Origin of the sequence: Christiangramia sp. 3-2217-3z, assembly GCF_051195275.1 — a bacterium.
GTDB classification, from domain to species: Bacteria; Bacteroidota; Bacteroidia; order Flavobacteriales; family Flavobacteriaceae; genus Christiangramia; species Christiangramia marina.
In genome coordinates this window covers 375,175-392,809 of record NZ_JBNJLI010000001.1, presented here as the reverse complement: position 1 = coordinate 392,809, position 17,635 = coordinate 375,175, and the positions used below count along the sequence as shown (strand labels likewise).

At 39.3% G+C, this 17,635-nt stretch carries 17 protein-coding genes and 1 tRNA gene; 10 read left to right on the top strand and 8 right to left on the bottom strand.

Translation table 11 applies throughout. The features are described 5' to 3' along the window. Positions 1-90: 90 nt before the first annotated feature. The 8 genes from ACSHZO_RS01920 to mqo all read left to right on the top strand — a co-directional run bounded on the left by ACSHZO_RS01920 (position 91) and on the right by mqo (position 7,084). Positions 91-951 (top strand): SPFH domain-containing protein, encoded by an 861-nt coding sequence (locus ACSHZO_RS01920; RefSeq protein ID WP_295182269.1) that lies wholly within the window; start codon positions 91-93, stop codon positions 949-951. Between the two features lies 1 nt (position 952). Continuing rightward, positions 953-1,432 (top strand): hypothetical protein, encoded by a 480-nt coding sequence (locus ACSHZO_RS01915; RefSeq protein ID WP_298246403.1) that lies wholly within the window; start codon positions 953-955, stop codon positions 1,430-1,432. Further along, complete coding sequence (locus ACSHZO_RS01910) at positions 1,429-2,367, top strand: alpha/beta hydrolase family protein (RefSeq protein ID WP_298246402.1); 939 nt, start codon at positions 1,429-1,431, stop codon at positions 2,365-2,367. Before ACSHZO_RS01915 ends, ACSHZO_RS01910 begins: the two co-directional genes overlap by 4 nt. 3 nt (positions 2,368-2,370) lie before the next feature. Beyond that, on the top strand, positions 2,371-2,541 hold the full coding sequence (locus ACSHZO_RS01905; RefSeq protein WP_298246401.1) for an Arc family DNA binding domain-containing protein: 171 nt from the start codon (positions 2,371-2,373) through the stop codon (positions 2,539-2,541). Next, positions 2,541-3,350, top strand: coding sequence for an HAD family hydrolase (locus ACSHZO_RS01900; RefSeq protein ID WP_298246400.1), 810 nt, complete (start codon positions 2,541-2,543; stop codon positions 3,348-3,350). Before ACSHZO_RS01905 ends, ACSHZO_RS01900 begins: the two co-directional genes overlap by 1 nt. 63 nt (positions 3,351-3,413) lie before the next feature. After that, positions 3,414-4,679 (top strand): DUF819 domain-containing protein, encoded by a 1,266-nt coding sequence (locus ACSHZO_RS01895; protein ID WP_298246399.1) that lies wholly within the window; start codon positions 3,414-3,416, stop codon positions 4,677-4,679. Positions 4,680-4,731: 52 nt separating this feature from the next. Continuing rightward, positions 4,732-5,478, top strand: coding sequence for a DUF4369 domain-containing protein (locus ACSHZO_RS01890; RefSeq protein ID WP_298246398.1), 747 nt, complete (start codon positions 4,732-4,734; stop codon positions 5,476-5,478). A gap of 109 nt (positions 5,479-5,587) precedes the next feature. Further along, positions 5,588-7,084 carry a malate dehydrogenase (quinone) gene (gene mqo / locus ACSHZO_RS01885; protein WP_298246397.1) on the top strand — a complete coding sequence of 499 codons (1,497 nt, stop codon included), beginning with the start codon at positions 5,588-5,590 and terminating at the stop codon, positions 7,082-7,084. A gap of 149 nt (positions 7,085-7,233) precedes the next feature. Here mqo and ACSHZO_RS01880 read toward each other — a convergent pair. The 5 genes from ACSHZO_RS01880 to idi all read right to left on the bottom strand — a co-directional run bounded on the left by ACSHZO_RS01880 (position 7,234) and on the right by idi (position 9,021). Next, positions 7,234-7,307 (bottom strand) — tRNA-Thr (locus ACSHZO_RS01880). A gap of 6 nt (positions 7,308-7,313) precedes the next feature. Beyond that, the gene (locus tag ACSHZO_RS01875; protein ID WP_141877100.1) at positions 7,314-7,580 is read right to left on the bottom strand and encodes a hypothetical protein; all 267 of its coding nucleotides are present in this window, start codon (positions 7,578-7,580) and stop codon (positions 7,314-7,316) included. A 63-nt stretch (positions 7,581-7,643) separates the two neighbouring features. Further along, positions 7,644-8,096 (bottom strand): peroxiredoxin, encoded by a 453-nt coding sequence (locus ACSHZO_RS01870; RefSeq protein ID WP_298246396.1) that lies wholly within the window; start codon positions 8,094-8,096, stop codon positions 7,644-7,646. Continuing rightward, positions 8,096-8,506, bottom strand: coding sequence for a 6-pyruvoyl trahydropterin synthase family protein (locus ACSHZO_RS01865; RefSeq protein WP_298246395.1), 411 nt, complete (start codon positions 8,504-8,506; stop codon positions 8,096-8,098). Before ACSHZO_RS01865 ends, ACSHZO_RS01870 begins: the two co-directional genes overlap by 1 nt. Then, on the bottom strand, positions 8,503-9,021 hold the full coding sequence (idi, locus tag ACSHZO_RS01860; RefSeq protein WP_298246394.1) for an isopentenyl-diphosphate Delta-isomerase: 519 nt from the start codon (positions 9,019-9,021) through the stop codon (positions 8,503-8,505). Before idi ends, ACSHZO_RS01865 begins: the two co-directional genes overlap by 4 nt. A gap of 316 nt (positions 9,022-9,337) precedes the next feature. Here idi and ACSHZO_RS01855 point away from each other — a divergent pair, with 316 nt between their 5' ends. Together ACSHZO_RS01855 and ACSHZO_RS01850 are read left to right on the top strand one after the other, a co-directional pair. Continuing rightward, entirely contained in the window at positions 9,338-10,927 is a 1,590-nt protein-coding gene (locus ACSHZO_RS01855) for a peptide chain release factor 3 (RefSeq protein WP_298246393.1), read from the top strand. 88 nt (positions 10,928-11,015) lie between these two features. Continuing rightward, a complete protein-coding gene (locus ACSHZO_RS01850) occupies positions 11,016-12,383 on the top strand; it encodes an alanine/glycine:cation symporter family protein (protein WP_298246392.1) in 1,368 nt (455 codons plus the stop codon). A gap of 67 nt (positions 12,384-12,450) precedes the next feature. Here ACSHZO_RS01850 and ACSHZO_RS01845 read toward each other — a convergent pair whose 3' ends face one another. From ACSHZO_RS01845 to rpoC, 3 genes are all read right to left on the bottom strand, one after another. Then, complete coding sequence (locus ACSHZO_RS01845; protein ID WP_141877094.1) at positions 12,451-12,771, bottom strand: DUF3467 domain-containing protein; 321 nt, start codon at positions 12,769-12,771, stop codon at positions 12,451-12,453. A 37-nt stretch (positions 12,772-12,808) separates the two neighbouring features. Continuing rightward, positions 12,809-13,249, bottom strand: coding sequence for a DinB family protein (locus ACSHZO_RS01840; RefSeq protein ID WP_298246391.1), 441 nt, complete (start codon positions 13,247-13,249; stop codon positions 12,809-12,811). Positions 13,250-13,333: 84 nt separating this feature from the next. After that, on the bottom strand, positions 13,334-17,635 hold the full coding sequence (rpoC, locus tag ACSHZO_RS01835) for a DNA-directed RNA polymerase subunit beta' (protein ID WP_298246390.1): 4,302 nt from the start codon (positions 17,633-17,635) through the stop codon (positions 13,334-13,336).

Genomic DNA, 17,635 nt, shown 5'->3' with positions numbered 1-17,635 from the left:
AGGCTCCCAATAAAATTTTAGTGTTAAGAATTGAAATTCATTAAATTTAATATAGTATATTTATGATATCATTTTAATATCATATTTCACATGACTGAAGAAAAAACTATTACTGGATTTAATGGATATATTATGCTATTCGCATTCTTGATCCTTTTGTTTGGAAGTATTATTGCCATTTTCAATACCGGTAGTCCAGTATGGGCATTGGGAGTACTCCTCGCTTTTCTTATAGTTCCCGGCCTTATCCTGGTGAATCCAAATGAGTCTAGAGTACTTCTGCTTTTTGGTGATTATAAAGGAACTGTTAAAGAAAATGGACTTTTCTGGGTGAATCCGTTCTACACCAAAAAGAAGATCTCGTTAAGAGCGAGAAATTTTGACAGTGAAAGATTAAAAGTGAATGATAAGCTTGGTAATCCAGTAATGATAAGTACCATTCTGGTTTGGAGGGTTCAGGATACTTTCAAAGCTTCATTTGATGTAGATAATTTTGAAAATTTCGTAGTAGTGCAGACTGATGCAGCCGTTCGGAAATTAGCCAGTTTATACCCATATGATAACTTTGCAGATGAAGGTCTGGACGAGGATATCACCTTGAGGTCCAGTGTAAATGAGGTAAGCGATGCTTTGGAAAAAGAGCTGGAGGAACGATTGAATATTGCTGGAATTGAAGTTCTCGAAGCACGTATTGGATATCTTGCCTATGCAAATGAAATCGCCAGCGCGATGTTGAAGAGACAACAGGCTACGGCAATTGTGGCTGCCAGGCATAAGATCGTAGAAGGTGCAGTTAGTATGGTGGAAATGGCACTCGAGGAACTTAGCAGAAAAAAAGTAGTTGAACTGGATGGAGAACGAAGAGCTGCAATGGTTAGTAATCTTATGGTGGTGTTATGTGGAGATCGGGATGCGACACCCGTTGTGAATGCCGGAACTTTGAATCACTAGAATGCGCATATTCAAGGAGAACCAGAGATTCAGACAATGGTGGCTCATTATTGTTTTGATCACTATTGTACTTGCTAGTGCACTCCCGCTTTTTTCTGAAATATCTCTAAATGAGGTAAAGCTTAAAAGTCTGATCGCGCCAGTAATTAGCTTATTGGTATTCGTCCTGGTATTTATTCTAAATCTTGAAACAAGGATTAACAGCAAAGGAATTAGTGCAGGCTTTGAACCTTTACCTTTCCTCAGAAGAAATTATAACTGGGATGAGATTCAGGAATGTTTCGTAAGAACCTATACACCTGTTTCTGAATATGGAGGATGGGGAATTCGAGGCTTCGGAAGAGCAAAAGCCTATAGCGTTTCAGGTAACAAAGGCATACAGATCATTACAAAAACTAATGAACGCTTTTTAATTGGTACAGAAAAACCTGATCTGGCAAAAAGAGCGATTAACAAGAATTTTAAAAATTATAAAAAATGAAGAAATTAATCTGTTTTGTTTTGATGATCATCTACTCGCTAATCACAGTAGCGCAGGATACAACATTTACAGAAATTAAATTAAGTATCGATAAATTTACAGATGGTACATTAACCTTACCGACCGAGGAAAATAATAAATACCTCATCATTTTCATCCAGGGGTCTGGCCCTACAGATAGAAATGCTAATCAGCCTATGTTACAGAATGACGGAATAAAGAAAATAGCCCGGGAACTGGCAGGCAATGGTATTGCTTCTTTTAGATATGACAAACGAATCTTTAAAGCACAAGAACTTCAGTTAAGTGAGAAAGATATGATCTTTGAGGATTTTGTAGAGGATGCGAAAAATGTAGTAATGCATTTCAGAAAAGAAGAAAAATTCAGCAACATCATGATAGCGGGACACAGCGAAGGTAGTCTTATTGGTATACTGGTTGCTCAGGAAAATGCTGATGCATTTATTTCATTAGCTGGCGCTGCAGATCCTATTGACGAGATCATCACGGAGCAGGTCACGAATATGGCTCCTGAATTAGGAGTAAGCGCACGTACCGCTTTTGATGAAATGGCAGAAAACGGAAGAACTTCCAACTATAGTCCCATGCTGGAAGCAGTGTTCAGACCTTCAGTTCAGCCCTTTATGGCGAGCTGGATGAAATATGACCCTTCAGAAGAAATCAGTAAACTTGAGATCCCCGTTCTTGTAGTAAATGGTACCTCAGATATTCAGGTGAGTGAAGAGCAGGCTCAAAAGCTGGCTGAGGCGAATGAGAATTCAGAATTAGTAATTCTGGACCAAATGAATCACATATTTAGAAAAATTGAAGCAAAAGATCGACTGGTAAATTCAAAATCATATAATGAACCAAACTTACCTTTGCACCCCGAGCTAATTTCAATTTTAACTGAATTTGTAAAGGAACTTGACTAAATTATGGGTAAAAAAAAGGCATTCGCACTTCGTATAGATGAAGATATGCTAAAAGCGATCGAAAAATGGGCAGCTGATGAATTTAGAAGTACCAATGGACAGATCGAGTGGATGCTTAACAAGGCCCTGAAAGACGCAAAGCGACACCCTAAACCAAAAAATGACCAGGAATAATGTTCAAAATAGTATTTTCAGATATTGACGGCACGCTATTAAATGCTGACCGTGACCTCTCACCACTTACCATACAAACCATTCAATCTCTGGAAGAAAAAAATATTCCATTCATTTTAATTAGTTCCAGAATGCCAGCAGCCATGCGTCATCTTCAGCAAAAGCTTGGAATAGAACACCACCCAATTATCTCCTACAATGGCGGACTCATACTCGTAGATGGAAAAGCTGTAAGTTCTACGGAAATTCCCATTAGTACGCTGGAAAGCTTGCACCAATTTAATATTGTAGATGATGTACATCTAAGTCTCTTTCATGCTGACGAATGGTATGTTCCCAGGGAAGATTTCTGGACGCGAAGAGAAATTAACAATACTAAGGTGCAACCTGCACTGAGTAGTAATGCTGAAGTTTTAGAAACCTGGAAAACTGCTGGGAAAGGCGCACATAAGATTATGGCGATGGGTGAAGAGGAAAACATCGATAGCATCAGGGATTTCCTTATCGAAAATCATGGTAAAGATCTGCACTTATACCGAAGCAAACCAAGTTACCTTGAGATCGCACCCCGAGAAATATCAAAGCTTACTGCCGTAGAGCATTTACTAAATGAGCATTTTCGCCTACCTCTCTCACAAAGCATGGCTTTTGGAGATAACTATAATGATAAGGAAATGCTGCAGGGTGTTGGTTTAGGAATCGCCGTAGGGAATGCCAAGCCTGAAGTGCTTGAAATAGCGCACATGGTTACCGCTTCCGGAAAGGAAGATGGAGTAGCGAAAAGTATTCGCGAGATCCTGTTGCAATAACTGAAAAGGAGACCGGCAGAAATTTTAAAAATTGTATTTTGTCGCTCAACTTTTAAAAATTCTATGGAAACAACTGCCTTATTCACCAATGATGCGATCGTCTTCGGACTATTAATGATCGCTCTGGGTTTTGTCTTTTACACCTCTTCTCAAAAAGAAGGATTCTGGAGTAAATTTTATAAAGTCGTTCCCGCACTACTTATGTGCTACCTCATCCCGGCGATATTTAATTCGGTTGGACTCATAGATGATGACATTTCACAACTTTATTTTGTAGCCAGTCGATACCTTTTACCTGCTGCTCTGGTCTTAATGACTTTAAGTATAGACCTGAAAGCAGTATTCAACCTGGGTCCCAAAGCTCTTATTATGTTCTTTGCCGGAACCCTGGGTATCGTTCTTGGGGGACCGCTAGCGATTTTACTCATCTCTGCATTTTCTCCGGAAACGGTAGGCGGTGTTGGACCAGATGCAGTTTGGCGTGGCCTCTCTACAATTGCAGGTAGTTGGATTGGTGGTGGTGCGAACCAGGCCGCAATGCTCGAGATCTACGAATACAATCAGGATCTTTATGGAGGGATGGTTCTTGTCGACATTATCGTTGCCAACCTCTGGATGGCTGTTGTTTTGATGGGAATCGGGAAAAATGAAGCAATTGATCGATGGCTACAGGCAGACAATTCAGCCATTGAAGAACTGAAAGTTAAAGTTAGCACTTACGCTGAAAGCGTTAACAGGATTCCAATGCTACCGGATTTTATGATCATGCTGGCGTTGGCATTTGGTGCAGTTGGTATAGCACATTGGGGAGCAGATGGAATTTCTACATACCTAACCGCGAATTTTGATATTTTCAATGATGGTAAAAGTGCACTATCCTCCTTTTCTTCCAAATTCTTCTGGATGATCACGATCGCTACTGCCCTGGGTATCATGTTCTCGTTTACCAAATTTAAAAAATACGAAGGTGCTGGTGCCAGTAAAATTGGAAGCATATTTATCTATATTCTCGTTGCCACAATTGGCATGAAAATGGACCTGACTTCAGTATTTGATAATCCCGGACTTCTAGCGATAGGTCTCGTATGGATTCTAATTCATGTGATCGTACTGGTTATAACTGCGAAACTTATAAAGGCCCCGTACTTTTTCCTTGCGGTAGGAAGCCAGGCCAACGTAGGTGGTGCAGCCTCAGCTCCGGTAGTTGCAGCAGCCTTTCACCCATCGCTTGCTACGGTAGGTGTACTGCTGGCAGTCTTTGGTTATGTGGTGGGTACTTATGGCGCTATTTTGTGTACAATTTTAATGCAATTAGCGGCTACCAGTTAGTAATAAACAGAAAAATATAAGATATTTGCGCACTTTAAAACTGCATCCCACAATGAAAAAATTAGCTCTTCTTTTAGTTATTCTGATCAGCATTAGTGCCTGCTCTAAAAAAGAAAGCAACCTGATTGTAAACGGAGAGATCAAAGGTCTGAAAAAAGGAACTTTGTATCTTCAAAAAATTGAAGAAACTGCATTGGTAAATGTAGACTCAGTTCAGGTAACCGGAGATCCAAAATTTTCTATGGAAACCTATCTGGAGAGTCCACAGATCATGTACCTGTATCTTGAAAAGGTTGACAACAACCAATACGATGATCGTATAGATTTCTTCGCAGATCAAGGGCAGATCACTATCAACACAAAACTGGATAAGTTTGAAACCAGTGCAGAAGTAATTGGGTCTGTGAACCAGGAGAAGTTAATTGAATACCGGAAAATGATAAGCAGGTTTAATGATCAAAACCTGGATTTGATCAAAGCAAGTTTTGAAGCAGAAAAAGATCAGGATGAGGAGAAACTCATGGAGATCGACCAGAAGTATGATAAATTACTACGTAGAAAGTACCTCTATACTGTAAATTTCGCACTGAATAACAAACAACATGAAATAGCACCCTATCTTGCACTATCTGAAGTTTTTGATGCTAACATCAAGTACCTGGATACTATTTATAATTCTTTGGAACCAAAGATCAAGAAGTCCAAGTATGGTGAGGAATTGAAAAGCTTTCTGAAGGAACGTAGAAAAGAAGAAAAACTGGAAGATAAAGTGCAGGCGCAGGAAGTGGAAAATTCCTAGTTTAGAAAAAGAACTACTTAAAGGAGCCATTTGGCTCCTTTTTTTATTTCTTAATATTTCTTTGGGTCAAAAGAAGAACAGTGTTCCATATTTTGTAAAAAAAACAAATATGAATAAAACGAATACCGAATATGACCTGATCTGTGCTGGTGGAGGTATTATGAGTGCAAGCCTTGCTCTTATGCTGAAATTAATAGATCCGGAAATTAAGATTATCATCTTTGAACGATTGGATAAGATCGCACAGGAAAGTACAAAGGCATGGAATAATGCAGGTACTGGACATTCAGCATTCTGTGAGCTGAACTATACTCCTGAGCAGGAAGATGGCTCTGTAGATATTTCCAAAGCGATTGATACCTTTCAGCAGTTCGAGAAATCAAAACAGTTCTGGGCCCATTTAACCAGCCAGCAATTAATAAAAGACCCACAGAGTTTTATTCATAGTATTCCGCATCATGCATGGGTGCGCGGGGAAAATAATGTCAATTTTCTCAAAAAGAGGTTTGAGCGTATGAGTTCTGAATTTATGTTTGAAGAAATGGAATTCACCAAAGATCATGAAACGATGAAAAAGTGGTTCCCGCTTATCATGAAAGATCGTGAACCAGATGAAAAAATGGCGGCAACCCGAATGGAATTGGGAACTGGAGTAAACTTTGGTTCTCTTACTGAACAATATTTTGATCTTTTAGAAAATCATTTTAAAGTTCCGGTTATAAGAAACACGGAGGTTCTGGACATTGATCCTGATGGACCCGATGACTGGTCGGCTATAGTTAAAGATCTGAATACCGGCGAAAAATCCTATTACGACGCGGAACATATTTTTATTGGTACTGGAGGAGGCGCTTTGCCTCTATTACAAAAAGTCGAGATCCCTGAAAAAGATGGGTATGGAGGCTTTCCAGTAAGCGGACAGTGGCTTTCGTGTACGAACAGAGATGTAATCGAGCAACATGATGCAAAAGTTTATAGTAAGGCTGGTGTGGATGCACCACCAATGTCGGTACCTCATCTGGATTCGAGATTCATTGATGGTAAGAAAGAATTACTGTTTGGCCCATTTGCAGGTTTCAGTACAAAATTTCTAAAAGAAGGATCTATTCTTGACCTGCCTAAGTCTTTACGTTTTGACAATATTCCATCTATGTGGGGTGTTTTCTGGCACAATCTTCCGCTTACTACCTATCTCATTGATCAGGTAAGAATGAATCACGAAGACCGGGTAGATGAATTAAAGGTTTTTCTTAAGGATGCCAAACCGGAGGATTGGGAGTTAAAAGTGGCTGGCCAGAGAGTTCAGATCATTAAACGAGATGAAGAACAAGGAGGAGTTCTGGAATTTGGTACAGATGTAGTACATAGCAAGGATGGTAAAATAACAGCTTTACTCGGAGCTTCACCGGGTGCATCTACTGCTGTTCATATTATGCTTGAAGTGATGCAGATTGCATTTCCAGAGAAAGTAAGAACTAAAGAATTTCGTAAAGAATTGGATAAAATGATCCCCTTCTGGAACAGAGATGTTCGTGAAGATAAAGAAGGCTTTAAAGCTGTCCAGGAACGCACCAGTAAGTTGTTGCAACTTGACGCTCTGCACTAAGAACAAAATTTTGATCACAAAAAAAGCCTCTCATTTGATAGGCTTTTTTTATCAAAGGAAATTGCCTTCCGATTCTCCCTAAGAACTGGCGTAAACCGAATATTCTTCAAACAAAAAAGCTTCCCCTTTCAGGGAAGCTTTTCATTAAGAGCCGATGGAGGGACTCGAACCCACGACCTGCTGATTACAAATCAGCTGCTCTAGCCAGCTGAGCTACATCGGCAACTTATTAAAGTGCATTCAGTTTCTCAACAAGGTCTTTCGCCTTCTTCTCAAGATCCTTCTCGATATCTCTAAAGTGTTTCTGTTTGTTCTCAACGTCACGTCGATTGATCTCTCTGATCAATTCATCGTAATCGCTGATAGCTTCGTCCACGATAGCTTCAGACTTATTGTCATCTTTCTTCGGGTTAGCCATTTGGTGAATATAGGCAGCATCGATGATGTCTCCCATTACATAATTCACGTTTTTCTTAAGCAGTCTTTTACTAGCCATTATCATTTAATTTCGGCTGCGAATTTAAACTATTTTTCGAAACGAAAATGATTTTATCAAAATTTAATTCTGATATTTTTTCAGGATTTCAAGTGCTTCAGGCATATGTCTAGAAGCATTCAGACTATTGAACCTGTGCAGTAGTTTGCCATCCTTACCAAAAACAAAGGTTTCTCTTCCGGGAAGAAGTCCTAAAAGACTGGCTTTTACATTGAAAGCATTTCTTGCTTTTTTATCTCTATCAGACAGGAAAATGTATGGCAAATTATACTTTTTACTGAATTTCGCATGGGAGGCAGTAGTATCTGCACTAATCCCAATAACCTCAGCACCCAGATCCTGAAATTTCTGGTAACTGTCACGAAAGCTGCAGGCTTCCTTGGTACATCCCGGAGTAAAATCCTTTGGATAAAAATAAACTACAAATGCTTTCTCACCCACAAGATCTCTAAAGTTAAATTCTTTACGATTCTGATCCTTCAACTTAAGATCTGGCACTAAATCTCCTTTTTTCATTATTCCCCTTTATAAGTAACATAATTACGCGGAGTCTCATACAGCGTAACTTCCAGGTCGTGTGTTTCCTGAATTTGTTTTCGAAGTTTATTCCATATGACTACCGAAATATTCTCAGCCGTAGGATTCAGATTCTTAAACTCTTCCAACTCAACATTCAGGTTCTTGTGATCAAAAGCATCTTCAACTTCAGTTCGAATGAGGTCCTTCAGAACTTTTAAATCCATCACAAAACCAGTTTCCGGATCAATATTACCAGTCACAGAAACGATCAACTCATAATTATGACCATGATAATTTGGATTACTGCATTTCCCAAAAACCTCAAGGTTCCTGGCATCATCCCAGTCTTTTCTATATAGTCGATGAGCTGCATTAAAATGAGCTTTTCTGTGAACTGTTACTCTCATTGCTGAATGTGTGAATAATATTTATCAAAGATGATCTTAAACCATTCAGTATAAATAGAAGGGTTAGTTTGCATATCCTTTTCTATAGCATCCAGAGACATCCACTTCCACTCTGCTACCTCATCTGGATTTAGATCTGGCTTACCTTCAAAATATCCTACGAGAATATGGTCGAATTCATGCTCCGTAAGACCATTATCAAATGGCGCTTTGTAAATAAAAGAAATGGTGTCTTTAAGTTCTGTTGAAAAACCCATCTCTTCCTGTAATCTACGCTTTCCAGCTTCAATATTGGACTCCCCCTCGCGCTGATGACTACAGCAGGTGTTCGTCCAGAGACCAGGTGAATGATATTTCGACAAAGCTCTTTGTTGAATCATCAATTCATTCTTATCATTAAAAACAAATACCGAAAAAGCTCTGTGAAGCAATGCTTTTTCGTGGGCCTCGATCTTCTCCATCAGCCCTATTTGCTCATCTTTTTCGTTAACTAAAATTACTTTTTCCTGCGCCATTATTAAATTTGAAGCTCAAATGTACAAAATCAGGGTTTTGTTTCATAAAGATGCCGATTAAGCAATTCCTAAAGTTTTCCGAAGAATACAGCCATCCTAAACTTTATTTAAAGCCGATCTTTCAGAACCAGCGATCCTCGGATTGCGTAAATATGTTTGCGAATTGTTGGGGAAACGATCGCTATGAAAAAAATGGGAGTCTGTGGGGGGCTCCTTTTTCATTTCCCTAAACTTCTAGTTAATCAATCATTCAAAATAATTAGCACGCGCATAAATCCTTAAAATAATCTTACTTTTGCAGCTGCAAATATCCGTTATGAAGCAGTACCAGAAAGAGATTAATAAAAGAAGAACATTCGGGATCATATCTCACCCAGATGCCGGTAAAACTACCTTAACTGAAAAACTACTCTTGTTTGGAGGAGCCATCCAGGAAGCTGGGGCTGTAAAATCTAACAAGATAAAAAAGGGAGCTACGAGTGACTTTATGGAGATCGAACGTCAACGTGGGATCTCGGTAGCAACATCAGTACTTGCTTTTGAATACAGAGATATCAAGATCAATATCCTGGATACTCCCGGGCATAAGGATTTTGCTGAAGATACATTTCGAACACTAACTGCTGTAGATAGTGTGATCGTTGTAATAGATGTTGCCAAAGGTGTAGAAGAGCAAACTGAAAAACTTGTGGAAGTTTGCCGTATGCGGAATATTCCCATGATCGTTTTTATTAATAAACTTGATCGTGAAGGAAAAGATGCTTTTGAACTCCTGGATGAAATTGAGCAAAAATTGAATCTAAAAGTAACTCCGCTTAGTTTTCCAATCGGGATGGGTTACGACTTTAAGGGAATCTATAATATCTGGGAAAAAAATGTAAACCTATTCACCGGGGATCCTAGAAGAGATATTGAAGAAACTATTGAGATCGATGATCTGCAGAATGAGGAACTTGATCAATTAATTGGTGATAAAGCTGCTAATAACTTACGTGAAGAGCTGGAATTAGCTCAAGGAGTTTACCCAGATTTTGACAGGCAGGATTACCTGGATGGTAAATTGCAACCCGTATTTTTTGGATCTGCTCTGAATAACTTCGGTGTACGCGAACTACTGGACTGTTTTATCAAAATAGCACCACCTCCCCGCCCAAAAGAAGGTGATACCCGAATTGTAAGACCAGAAGAAGAAAAGTTTACAGGTTTTGTTTTTAAAATTCACGCAAATATGGACCCCAAACACCGGGATCGATTAGCGTTCATAAAGATAGTATCCGGTAAATTCGAACGAAATAAAAATTACCTACATGTTCGGAATAATAAGAACATGAAGTTTTCTTCTCCAAATGCTTTCTTTGCTGAAAAGAAAGAAATTGTAGACACTTCCTACCCTGGGGACATTGTAGGTCTTCACGATACCGGTAGTTTTAAGATTGGTGATACATTGACTGAAGGTGAGAACCTCATGTACAAAGGTATTCCTAGCTTTTCACCAGAACACTTTAGATATATCAATAATGCAGATCCTATGAAATCCAAGCAATTGGAAAAAGGTATCGACCAGTTGATGGATGAAGGTGTTGCGCAATTGTTTACCCTGGAACTTAATGGCAGGAAGGTGATTGGAACGGTTGGTGCGTTACAGTTCGAGGTTATTCAATACAGACTGGAACATGAATACGGAGCAAAATGTACCTATGAAAATCTCAATGTGCATAAAGCTAGCTGGGTTGAAGCAGAAAATGAGAAGTCTGAAGAGTTTAAGGAATTTAAACGTGTGAAGTCAAAATACCTTGCGAAAGACAAATCTGGACAATTGGTATTTCTCGCAGATTCGCAGTTTTCACTCCAAATGACTCAGCAAAAATACCCTTCTATCAAATTCCATAGTACATCTGAATTTTAGAATTACTAGAAATTTTGATAATCGTAGAAACTAAAATATCCTGAAAATAGACCTATAAAATTCACTATTTTCGGGACAAATCTTTACTATGTCCCAGATAGATAAGTTCATTGCAGATTTCGCTTCCCTCGTTTGGGGAATACCACTTGTAATTTTGTTAATTGGTGGCGGAATCTATCTCCTGATCTATTCACGTTTTTTACCTTTTCGTTATTTAGGGCATTCTGTAGAAGTACTTCGTGGGAAATATAACAACCCTGAAGACCCAGGCGATATTAATCATTTTCAGGCTTTATCCACGGCGCTATCCTCCACCGTTGGAATGGGAAACATTGCCGGTGTGGCCGTTGCCATTGCTGTTGGTGGTCCAGGCGCTATTTTCTGGTTGTGGATAAGTGCGATCGTTGGTATGGCTACGAAGTTTTTTACCAATACCCTTGCGGTTATGTATCGTGGAAAGGATTCCGAAGGAAAGATTCAGGGAGGTGTGATGTATTTTATCGTTGAAGGGCTCGGTAAGAAATGGAAACCAATGGCTGCCTTTTTTGCGGTCGCTGGTCTGGTAGGTGCACTGCCAGTTTTTAATGTAAATCAGTTAACTCAGGCTATTAATTATATTCTGCTCGAGCCTAATGGGGTGCAAACAGGCTTTGGAACAAGTCTGGTCATAGGAATTATGCTGACTATAATTACCACCATTGTCATCATTGGCGGACTGGATCGTATTAGCAAAACGGTTTCAAAATTGGTGCCGGCAATGGTGCTCCTGTATTTTGTGTCTGTGGTCGCCATACTGTTCGTGCATTATGATGTGGTACTCAGCTATTTTAGCATGATCTTTACCGATGCTTTTGCTGCGGAAAATTATAAAGGAGACCCTTTACTAGGAGGTGTCCTGGGTGGCTTGATCTTACTTGGGATACGTAGAGGTGCATTTTCCAATGAAGCTGGAATTGGAACTGCTACGATGGCGCATGGGGCCAGTAAAACATCTGAACCTGTTCGTGAAGGTCTTATAGCTATGCTGGGACCGGCAATTGACACGCTGGTTGTTTGTACACTCACAGCGATGGCTATTCTGGTCACTGGCGTCTGGCAAACTGAAGATGTCAACGGAGTAAGCCTGACAGCGGCCGCTTTTGACGAAGCAATACCATATGTTGGAAATTATCTATTGCTGCTTTGTATACTAGCTTTTAGCGTATCCTCGCTATTCTCCTATTCCTACTACGGAACAAAATGTTTATCATTCCTGGCTGGTGCTGAAAATAAGAAGTATTACAATTACGTCTATGTTCTTAGCATTCTCGTAGGAGCCACCACATCTTTAAGCTTTATTCTGAATCTTATTGATGGGTTTTTCGCATTAATGGCGATTCCTACAATGATTGCTACTCTAATTATGGCTCCACGTGTTATGAAAGCTGCAAAAATATATTTTGCGAAGTATAATTAAAAGATTTCTAAAGTCTGGAAACTAAACCATACCATAGAAATCCTTTTACTGAAGTATTTGTACTAAATTATGCCTGACCAGTTGGTCCGAAATTTAATGGTACTGGTGCTTTATCGTAATCCTTGATTTCTCCATGAGCTTTCTCAAAGCGCTGGATATTATCACCCAGAGCTTTCAACAATCGCTTAGCATGCTGAGGAGTCAGGATGATCCTCGATTTCACTTTGCTTTTAGGCCTACCTGGCATGATATTCACAAAATCAACTACAAATTCAGATACTGAATGATTGATAATAGCGAGATTGGAATATGTTCCTTCTGCAACTGCCTCGTCTAATTCTATATTGATCTTTCCTTTATCCTGATTCTTTTTATTGTCGTCACTCATAATTTAATTTTTAAGCTCATAAGATATAAAATAATGCCTAGGCTTTTCTCTTGTAGTTAACAAAATCGCCACTTACAGGCTCTATCTTCTTTTCCCTGAATTCAGCTGCGATCTGTCCACGATAATAAGTAGCGCGATTCACCACGTGGAATATAATATCACTAATTGAATTCTGATGGGATTCATTTTTAGTATTTGAAAATGAAATAATTTCATCCAGTTCTCTCTCTTCCAGAATTTTTAGAGCAATCTTATAATTATGCTCTTCGATCTCTTTCAATTTCTCAGGGTCCCATACTTTCCAGACATCGATCACTCCACCACCATTAATTTTATTATTCCATAAGGTCTGGGAGTTTAAAATATGGGATATAAGTTTTTTGGAACTTTCTGCGATCACATAATGCAGATCTCCATCGTTGAATTTTGAAATGATTTCAAGGTTCGTCTCATGAGAATACTGCAGTATCTCTTTCATAAATTTCTTCATGCTGCAAAGATGGGTATAAATAAAAAAGGCTCCGCGGTGAGCGGAGCCTTTTAAGATAAACTTATCAGGGAATTAGTTATAATTAACTTCCTGTTTCTTCTCAAGCATTTCGTCAAATTCCTCTTTAGAACCAACGATAATACTATCGTATTTTCTCATACCTGTACCTGCTGGAATTCTATGTCCAACAATTACATTTTCCTTCAATCCTTCAAGTTTGTCGATCTTACCATTAACTGCAGCTTCGTTCAACACCTTAGTTGTTTCCTGGAAGGAAGCAGCCGAGATGAATGACTTAGTCTGTAGCGATGCTCTCGTTATACCCTGAAGTACTGGATTAGCAGTTGCAGTGATCACGTCTCTTGCACTTGCAAGGTTCTTATCCTCTCTTCTAAGAATTGAATTCTCATCCCTTAGATCTCGTGGAGTAATGATCTGTCCAGCTTTCAATCTTTCTGAATCACCAGCGTCTTCAACTACTTTCATTCCGAATAACTTATTGTTTTCGTCAATGAAATCAGCTTTATGTACTAGTTGATTCTCAAGGAAGATCGTATCACCTGGATCAACAATTCTTACTTTACGCATCATTTGTCTTACAACAACTTCAAAGTGCTTATCATTAATCTTCACACCCTGTAGTCGGTAAACTTCCTGAACTTCGTTCACAAGATACTGTTGTACCGCATTTGGTCCTTTAATATTCAAGATATCTTCAGGAGTAATTGATCCATCAGATAATGGCATTCCCGCTCTCACGTAGTCATTTTCCTGTACAAGGATCTGGTTAGATAGTTTAACCAAATATTTCTTAACCTCTCCAAGTTTAGATTCTACGATGATCTCACGATTACCTCTTTTGATTTTTCCGAAGGAAACAACACCATCAATCTCAGATACTACAGCTGGATTAGACGGGTTACGTGCTTCGAAAAGTTCAGTAACTCTTGGAAGACCTCCGGTAATATCACCTGCTTTAGATGATTTACGTGGAATCTTCACCAAAATCTTACCTACACCAATCTTTTCAGCATTGTCCACCATAAGGTGAGCTCCTACCGGTAGGTTGTAAGAACGAATCACTTCATCCTTCTTCCCTAAGATATGTAGTGTTGGGATCAACTTCTTGTTTCTGGATTCAGAGATCACTTTCTCCTGGAATCCTGTCTGCTCATCAATCTCAACCTGGTAAGTAACACCCTGGTCGATATTTTCGTATTTGATCTTACCGGCAAATTCAGAAATAATTACACCGTTATATGGATCCCAGGTACAGATGACATCACCTTTAGTTACCTTGGCACCATTCTCGATATTGATCTGAGAACCGTAAGGGATGTTGTTATTACTTAATACAACACCTGTTTTCTTATCCTTGATTTTTAGTTCAGCAGTACGGGAGATCACGATGTCTGCAGTTCCACCATCAGGGGCTTCACCTTTAACAACTTTTAGATCTTCTATTTCTGCAACACCATCAAATCTTGCTTCAAGTTTATTGTCTTCAGAAATGTTACCTGCAATACCTCCAACGTGGAAGGTACGTAGTGTAAGCTGTGTACCAGGTTCTCCAATAGATTGTGCAGCAACAACACCAACAGCTTCACCTGTTTGTACGATCTTATTGGTTGCAAGGTTTCTACCGTAACACTTGATACAGATTCCTTTCTTCGCCTCACAGGTAAGTGGTGAACGTACTTCAACACCTTCGATTGGCGCAGCTTCGATCTTAGCTACAATTTCTTCAGTAATCTCTTCGTTCGTTCCAACGATAAGTTCTTCTGTAGAAGGATTTACTACATCATGTAGAGAAATACGTCCAAGGATTCTCTCTCCTAATGATTCAACGATCTCCTCATTCTTCTTAAGTGGCTTAACTTCTACACCTCTTAAAGTTCCGCAATCATCTTCATTAACAATTACATCCTGTGAAACATCTACCAGACGACGGGTTAGGTAACCAGCATCCGCAGTTTTAAGAGCGGTATCAGCAAGACCTTTACGCGCACCGTGGGTAGAGATAAAGTATTCAAGAATTGAAAGACCTTCTTTAAAGTTAGAAAGAATTGGGTTTTCAATAATCTCACCACCACCAGAGTTGGATTTCTTAGGTTTAGCCATCAATCCACGCATACCTGTTAACTGACGAATCTGTTCCTTCGAACCACGCGCACCAGAATCAAGCATCATATACACAGAGTTAAACCCTTGCTTATCTTCACGGATACGTTTCATGGCAAGATCTGTAAGACCTGCGTTCGTAGAAGTCCAGATATCAATTACCTGATTATAACGTTCATTGTTGGTAATAAGACCCATGTTATAGTTTCCTATAATACCTTCAACCTGTTCGTTAGCTTCATCGATCATGGATTGCTTCTCTTCAGGGATAATAATATCACCTAAACTGAAGGAAAGTCCACCACGGAAAGCGAATCCATATCCAAGACCTTTGATCTCATCAAGGAATTCTGAAGTTTCAGGAACACTAGTAATTCTTAGAATATTACCAATGATCTCACGAAGTGATTTCTTAGTAAGTACTTCATTGATGTAACCGGCCTTTTCAGGAACAGCTTCATTAAATAATACTCTACCAACGGTGGTATCCTTGATCATATAAACCAATTCACCCTCTTCGTTGAAATCTTTAGTTCTAATCTTAATACCTGCATTAAGATCCACGCGCTTCTGGTTGTAAGCAATAACTAGCTCTTCAGCAGAATAGAATGTAAGTCCTTCACCTTTTACCGGCTCCTCTTTCGTACCAATCTTATGTTTGGTCATATAGTAAAGACCCAAGACCATATCCTGAGAAGGTACTGTAATTGGAGAACCGTTTGCAGGGTTCAAAATATTATGAGAAGCCAGCATTAATAACTGTGCTTCCAAAATAGCCTCTGGCCCAAGTGGTAAATGAACTGCCATCTGATCACCATCGAAATCGGCGTTGAATGCAGTACATGCAAGTGGGTGAAGCTGAATTGCCTTACCTTCAATAAGTTTAGGTTGGAACGCCTGGATTCCCAGACGGTGAAGCGTAGGAGCACGGTTTAATAGTACCGGATGCCCTTTAAGCACATTTTCCAGAATGTCCCAAACTACAGGCTCTTTTTTGTCTATGATCTTCTTCGCAGACTTCACTGTTTTAACGATACCTCTTTCAATCAGTTTTCTGATGATAAAAGGCTTGTAAAGCTCGGCTGCCATATTCTTCGGAAGACCACACTCAAACATTTTAAGTTCTGGTCCTACAACGATTACAGAACGTGCTGAATAATCCACACGCTTACCAAGTAAGTTCTGACGGAAACGTCCCTGCTTACCTTTCAATGAATCTGAAAGTGATTTAAGAGGACGGTTAGAGTCAGTTTTTACTGCTGAAGATTTTCTTGTATTATCGAATAATGAATCTACAGATTCCTGAAGCATACGTTTTTCATTACGTAAGATTACTTCAGGAGCTTTGATCTCCATTAATCTCTTCAAACGATTGTTACGAATAATCACACGACGGTAAAGATCATTTAAATCTGAAGTCGCAAAACGACCACCGTCAAGAGGCACCAAAGGTCTAAGTTCTGGCGGAATTACCGGCACAACTTTCATGATCATCCACTCTGGATTGTTCTCTCTATTTTTATTCGCATCACGGAAAGCTTCCACAACCTGAAGACGTTTAAGTGCTTCAGTTTTACGTTGCTTCGAAGTTTCGTTATTCGCTTTATGTCTTAGTTCATAAGAAAGCTCATCAAGATCGATTCTCTTAAGGATCTCGATTAGACATTCAGCTCCCATCTTAGCGATAAATTTATTTGGATCGCTATCGTCCAGATATTGGTTCTCCTGAGGAAGTTCATCTAATATATTTAGATATTCTTCTTCAGTAAGGAAGTCCATTTTTTGTAGAGCCTTCCCTTCTTCATCTGTCGCATTACCTGCCTGAATCACTACATATCTTTCGTAGTAGATGATCATGTCAAGTTTTTTAGACGGCAGACCTAGCAAATAACCAATTTTGTTAGGTAAAGAACGGAAATACCAGATATGTGCTACAGGTACTACAAGGTTGATGTGACCTACACGATCTCTACGAACCTTTTTCTCTGTAACTTCCACACCACAACGGTCACAAACGATTCCTTTGTATCGGATTCTTTTGTATTTTCCACAGGCACACTCATAATCCTTTACAGGACCAAAAATACGCTCACAGAACAAACCGTCACGCTCTGGTTTGTGCGTACGGTAATTGATCGTTTCAGGCTTAAGAACTTCACCACGAGATTCCGCAAGGATGGACTCTGGAGAAGCTAAACCTATAGAGATCTGGTTAAACCTCTGTACTGTATTTTTATCATTATTTCTAGCCAT

What these genes read in the sequence shown, in the direction of transcription:
- ACSHZO_RS01855 (WP_298246393.1), top strand. Translation starts at nt 9,338, where the DNA reads ATGAAGCAGTACCAGAAAGAGATTAATAAAAGAAGAACATTCGGGATC.
- ACSHZO_RS01915 (WP_298246403.1), top strand. Translation starts at nt 953, where the DNA reads ATGCGCATATTCAAGGAGAACCAGAGATTCAGACAATGGTGGCTCATT.
- ACSHZO_RS01920 (WP_295182269.1), top strand. Translation starts at nt 91, where the DNA reads ATGACTGAAGAAAAAACTATTACTGGATTTAATGGATATATTATGCTA.
- ACSHZO_RS01875 (WP_141877100.1), bottom strand. Translation starts at nt 7,580, where the DNA reads ATGGCTAGTAAAAGACTGCTTAAGAAAAACGTGAATTATGTAATGGGA.
- ACSHZO_RS01905 (WP_298246401.1), top strand. Translation starts at nt 2,371, where the DNA reads ATGGGTAAAAAAAAGGCATTCGCACTTCGTATAGATGAAGATATGCTA.
- ACSHZO_RS01840 (WP_298246391.1), bottom strand. Translation starts at nt 13,249, where the DNA reads ATGAAAGAGATACTGCAGTATTCTCATGAGACGAACCTTGAAATCATT.
- ACSHZO_RS01870 (WP_298246396.1), bottom strand. Translation starts at nt 8,096, where the DNA reads ATGAAAAAAGGAGATTTAGTGCCAGATCTTAAGTTGAAGGATCAGAAT.
- ACSHZO_RS01850 (WP_298246392.1), top strand. Translation starts at nt 11,016, where the DNA reads ATGTCCCAGATAGATAAGTTCATTGCAGATTTCGCTTCCCTCGTTTGG.
- mqo (WP_298246397.1), top strand. Translation starts at nt 5,588, where the DNA reads ATGAATAAAACGAATACCGAATATGACCTGATCTGTGCTGGTGGAGGT.
- ACSHZO_RS01895 (WP_298246399.1), top strand. Translation starts at nt 3,414, where the DNA reads ATGGAAACAACTGCCTTATTCACCAATGATGCGATCGTCTTCGGACTA.
- ACSHZO_RS01910 (WP_298246402.1), top strand. Translation starts at nt 1,429, where the DNA reads ATGAAGAAATTAATCTGTTTTGTTTTGATGATCATCTACTCGCTAATC.
- ACSHZO_RS01890 (WP_298246398.1), top strand. Translation starts at nt 4,732, where the DNA reads ATGAAAAAATTAGCTCTTCTTTTAGTTATTCTGATCAGCATTAGTGCC.
- idi (WP_298246394.1), bottom strand. Translation starts at nt 9,021, where the DNA reads ATGGCGCAGGAAAAAGTAATTTTAGTTAACGAAAAAGATGAGCAAATA.
- ACSHZO_RS01900 (WP_298246400.1), top strand. Translation starts at nt 2,541, where the DNA reads ATGTTCAAAATAGTATTTTCAGATATTGACGGCACGCTATTAAATGCT.
- ACSHZO_RS01865 (WP_298246395.1), bottom strand. Translation starts at nt 8,506, where the DNA reads ATGAGAGTAACAGTTCACAGAAAAGCTCATTTTAATGCAGCTCATCGA.
- rpoC (WP_298246390.1), bottom strand. Translation starts at nt 17,635, where the DNA reads ATGGCTAGAAATAATGATAAAAATACAGTACAGAGGTTTAACCAGATC.
- ACSHZO_RS01845 (WP_141877094.1), bottom strand. Translation starts at nt 12,771, where the DNA reads ATGAGTGACGACAATAAAAAGAATCAGGATAAAGGAAAGATCAATATA.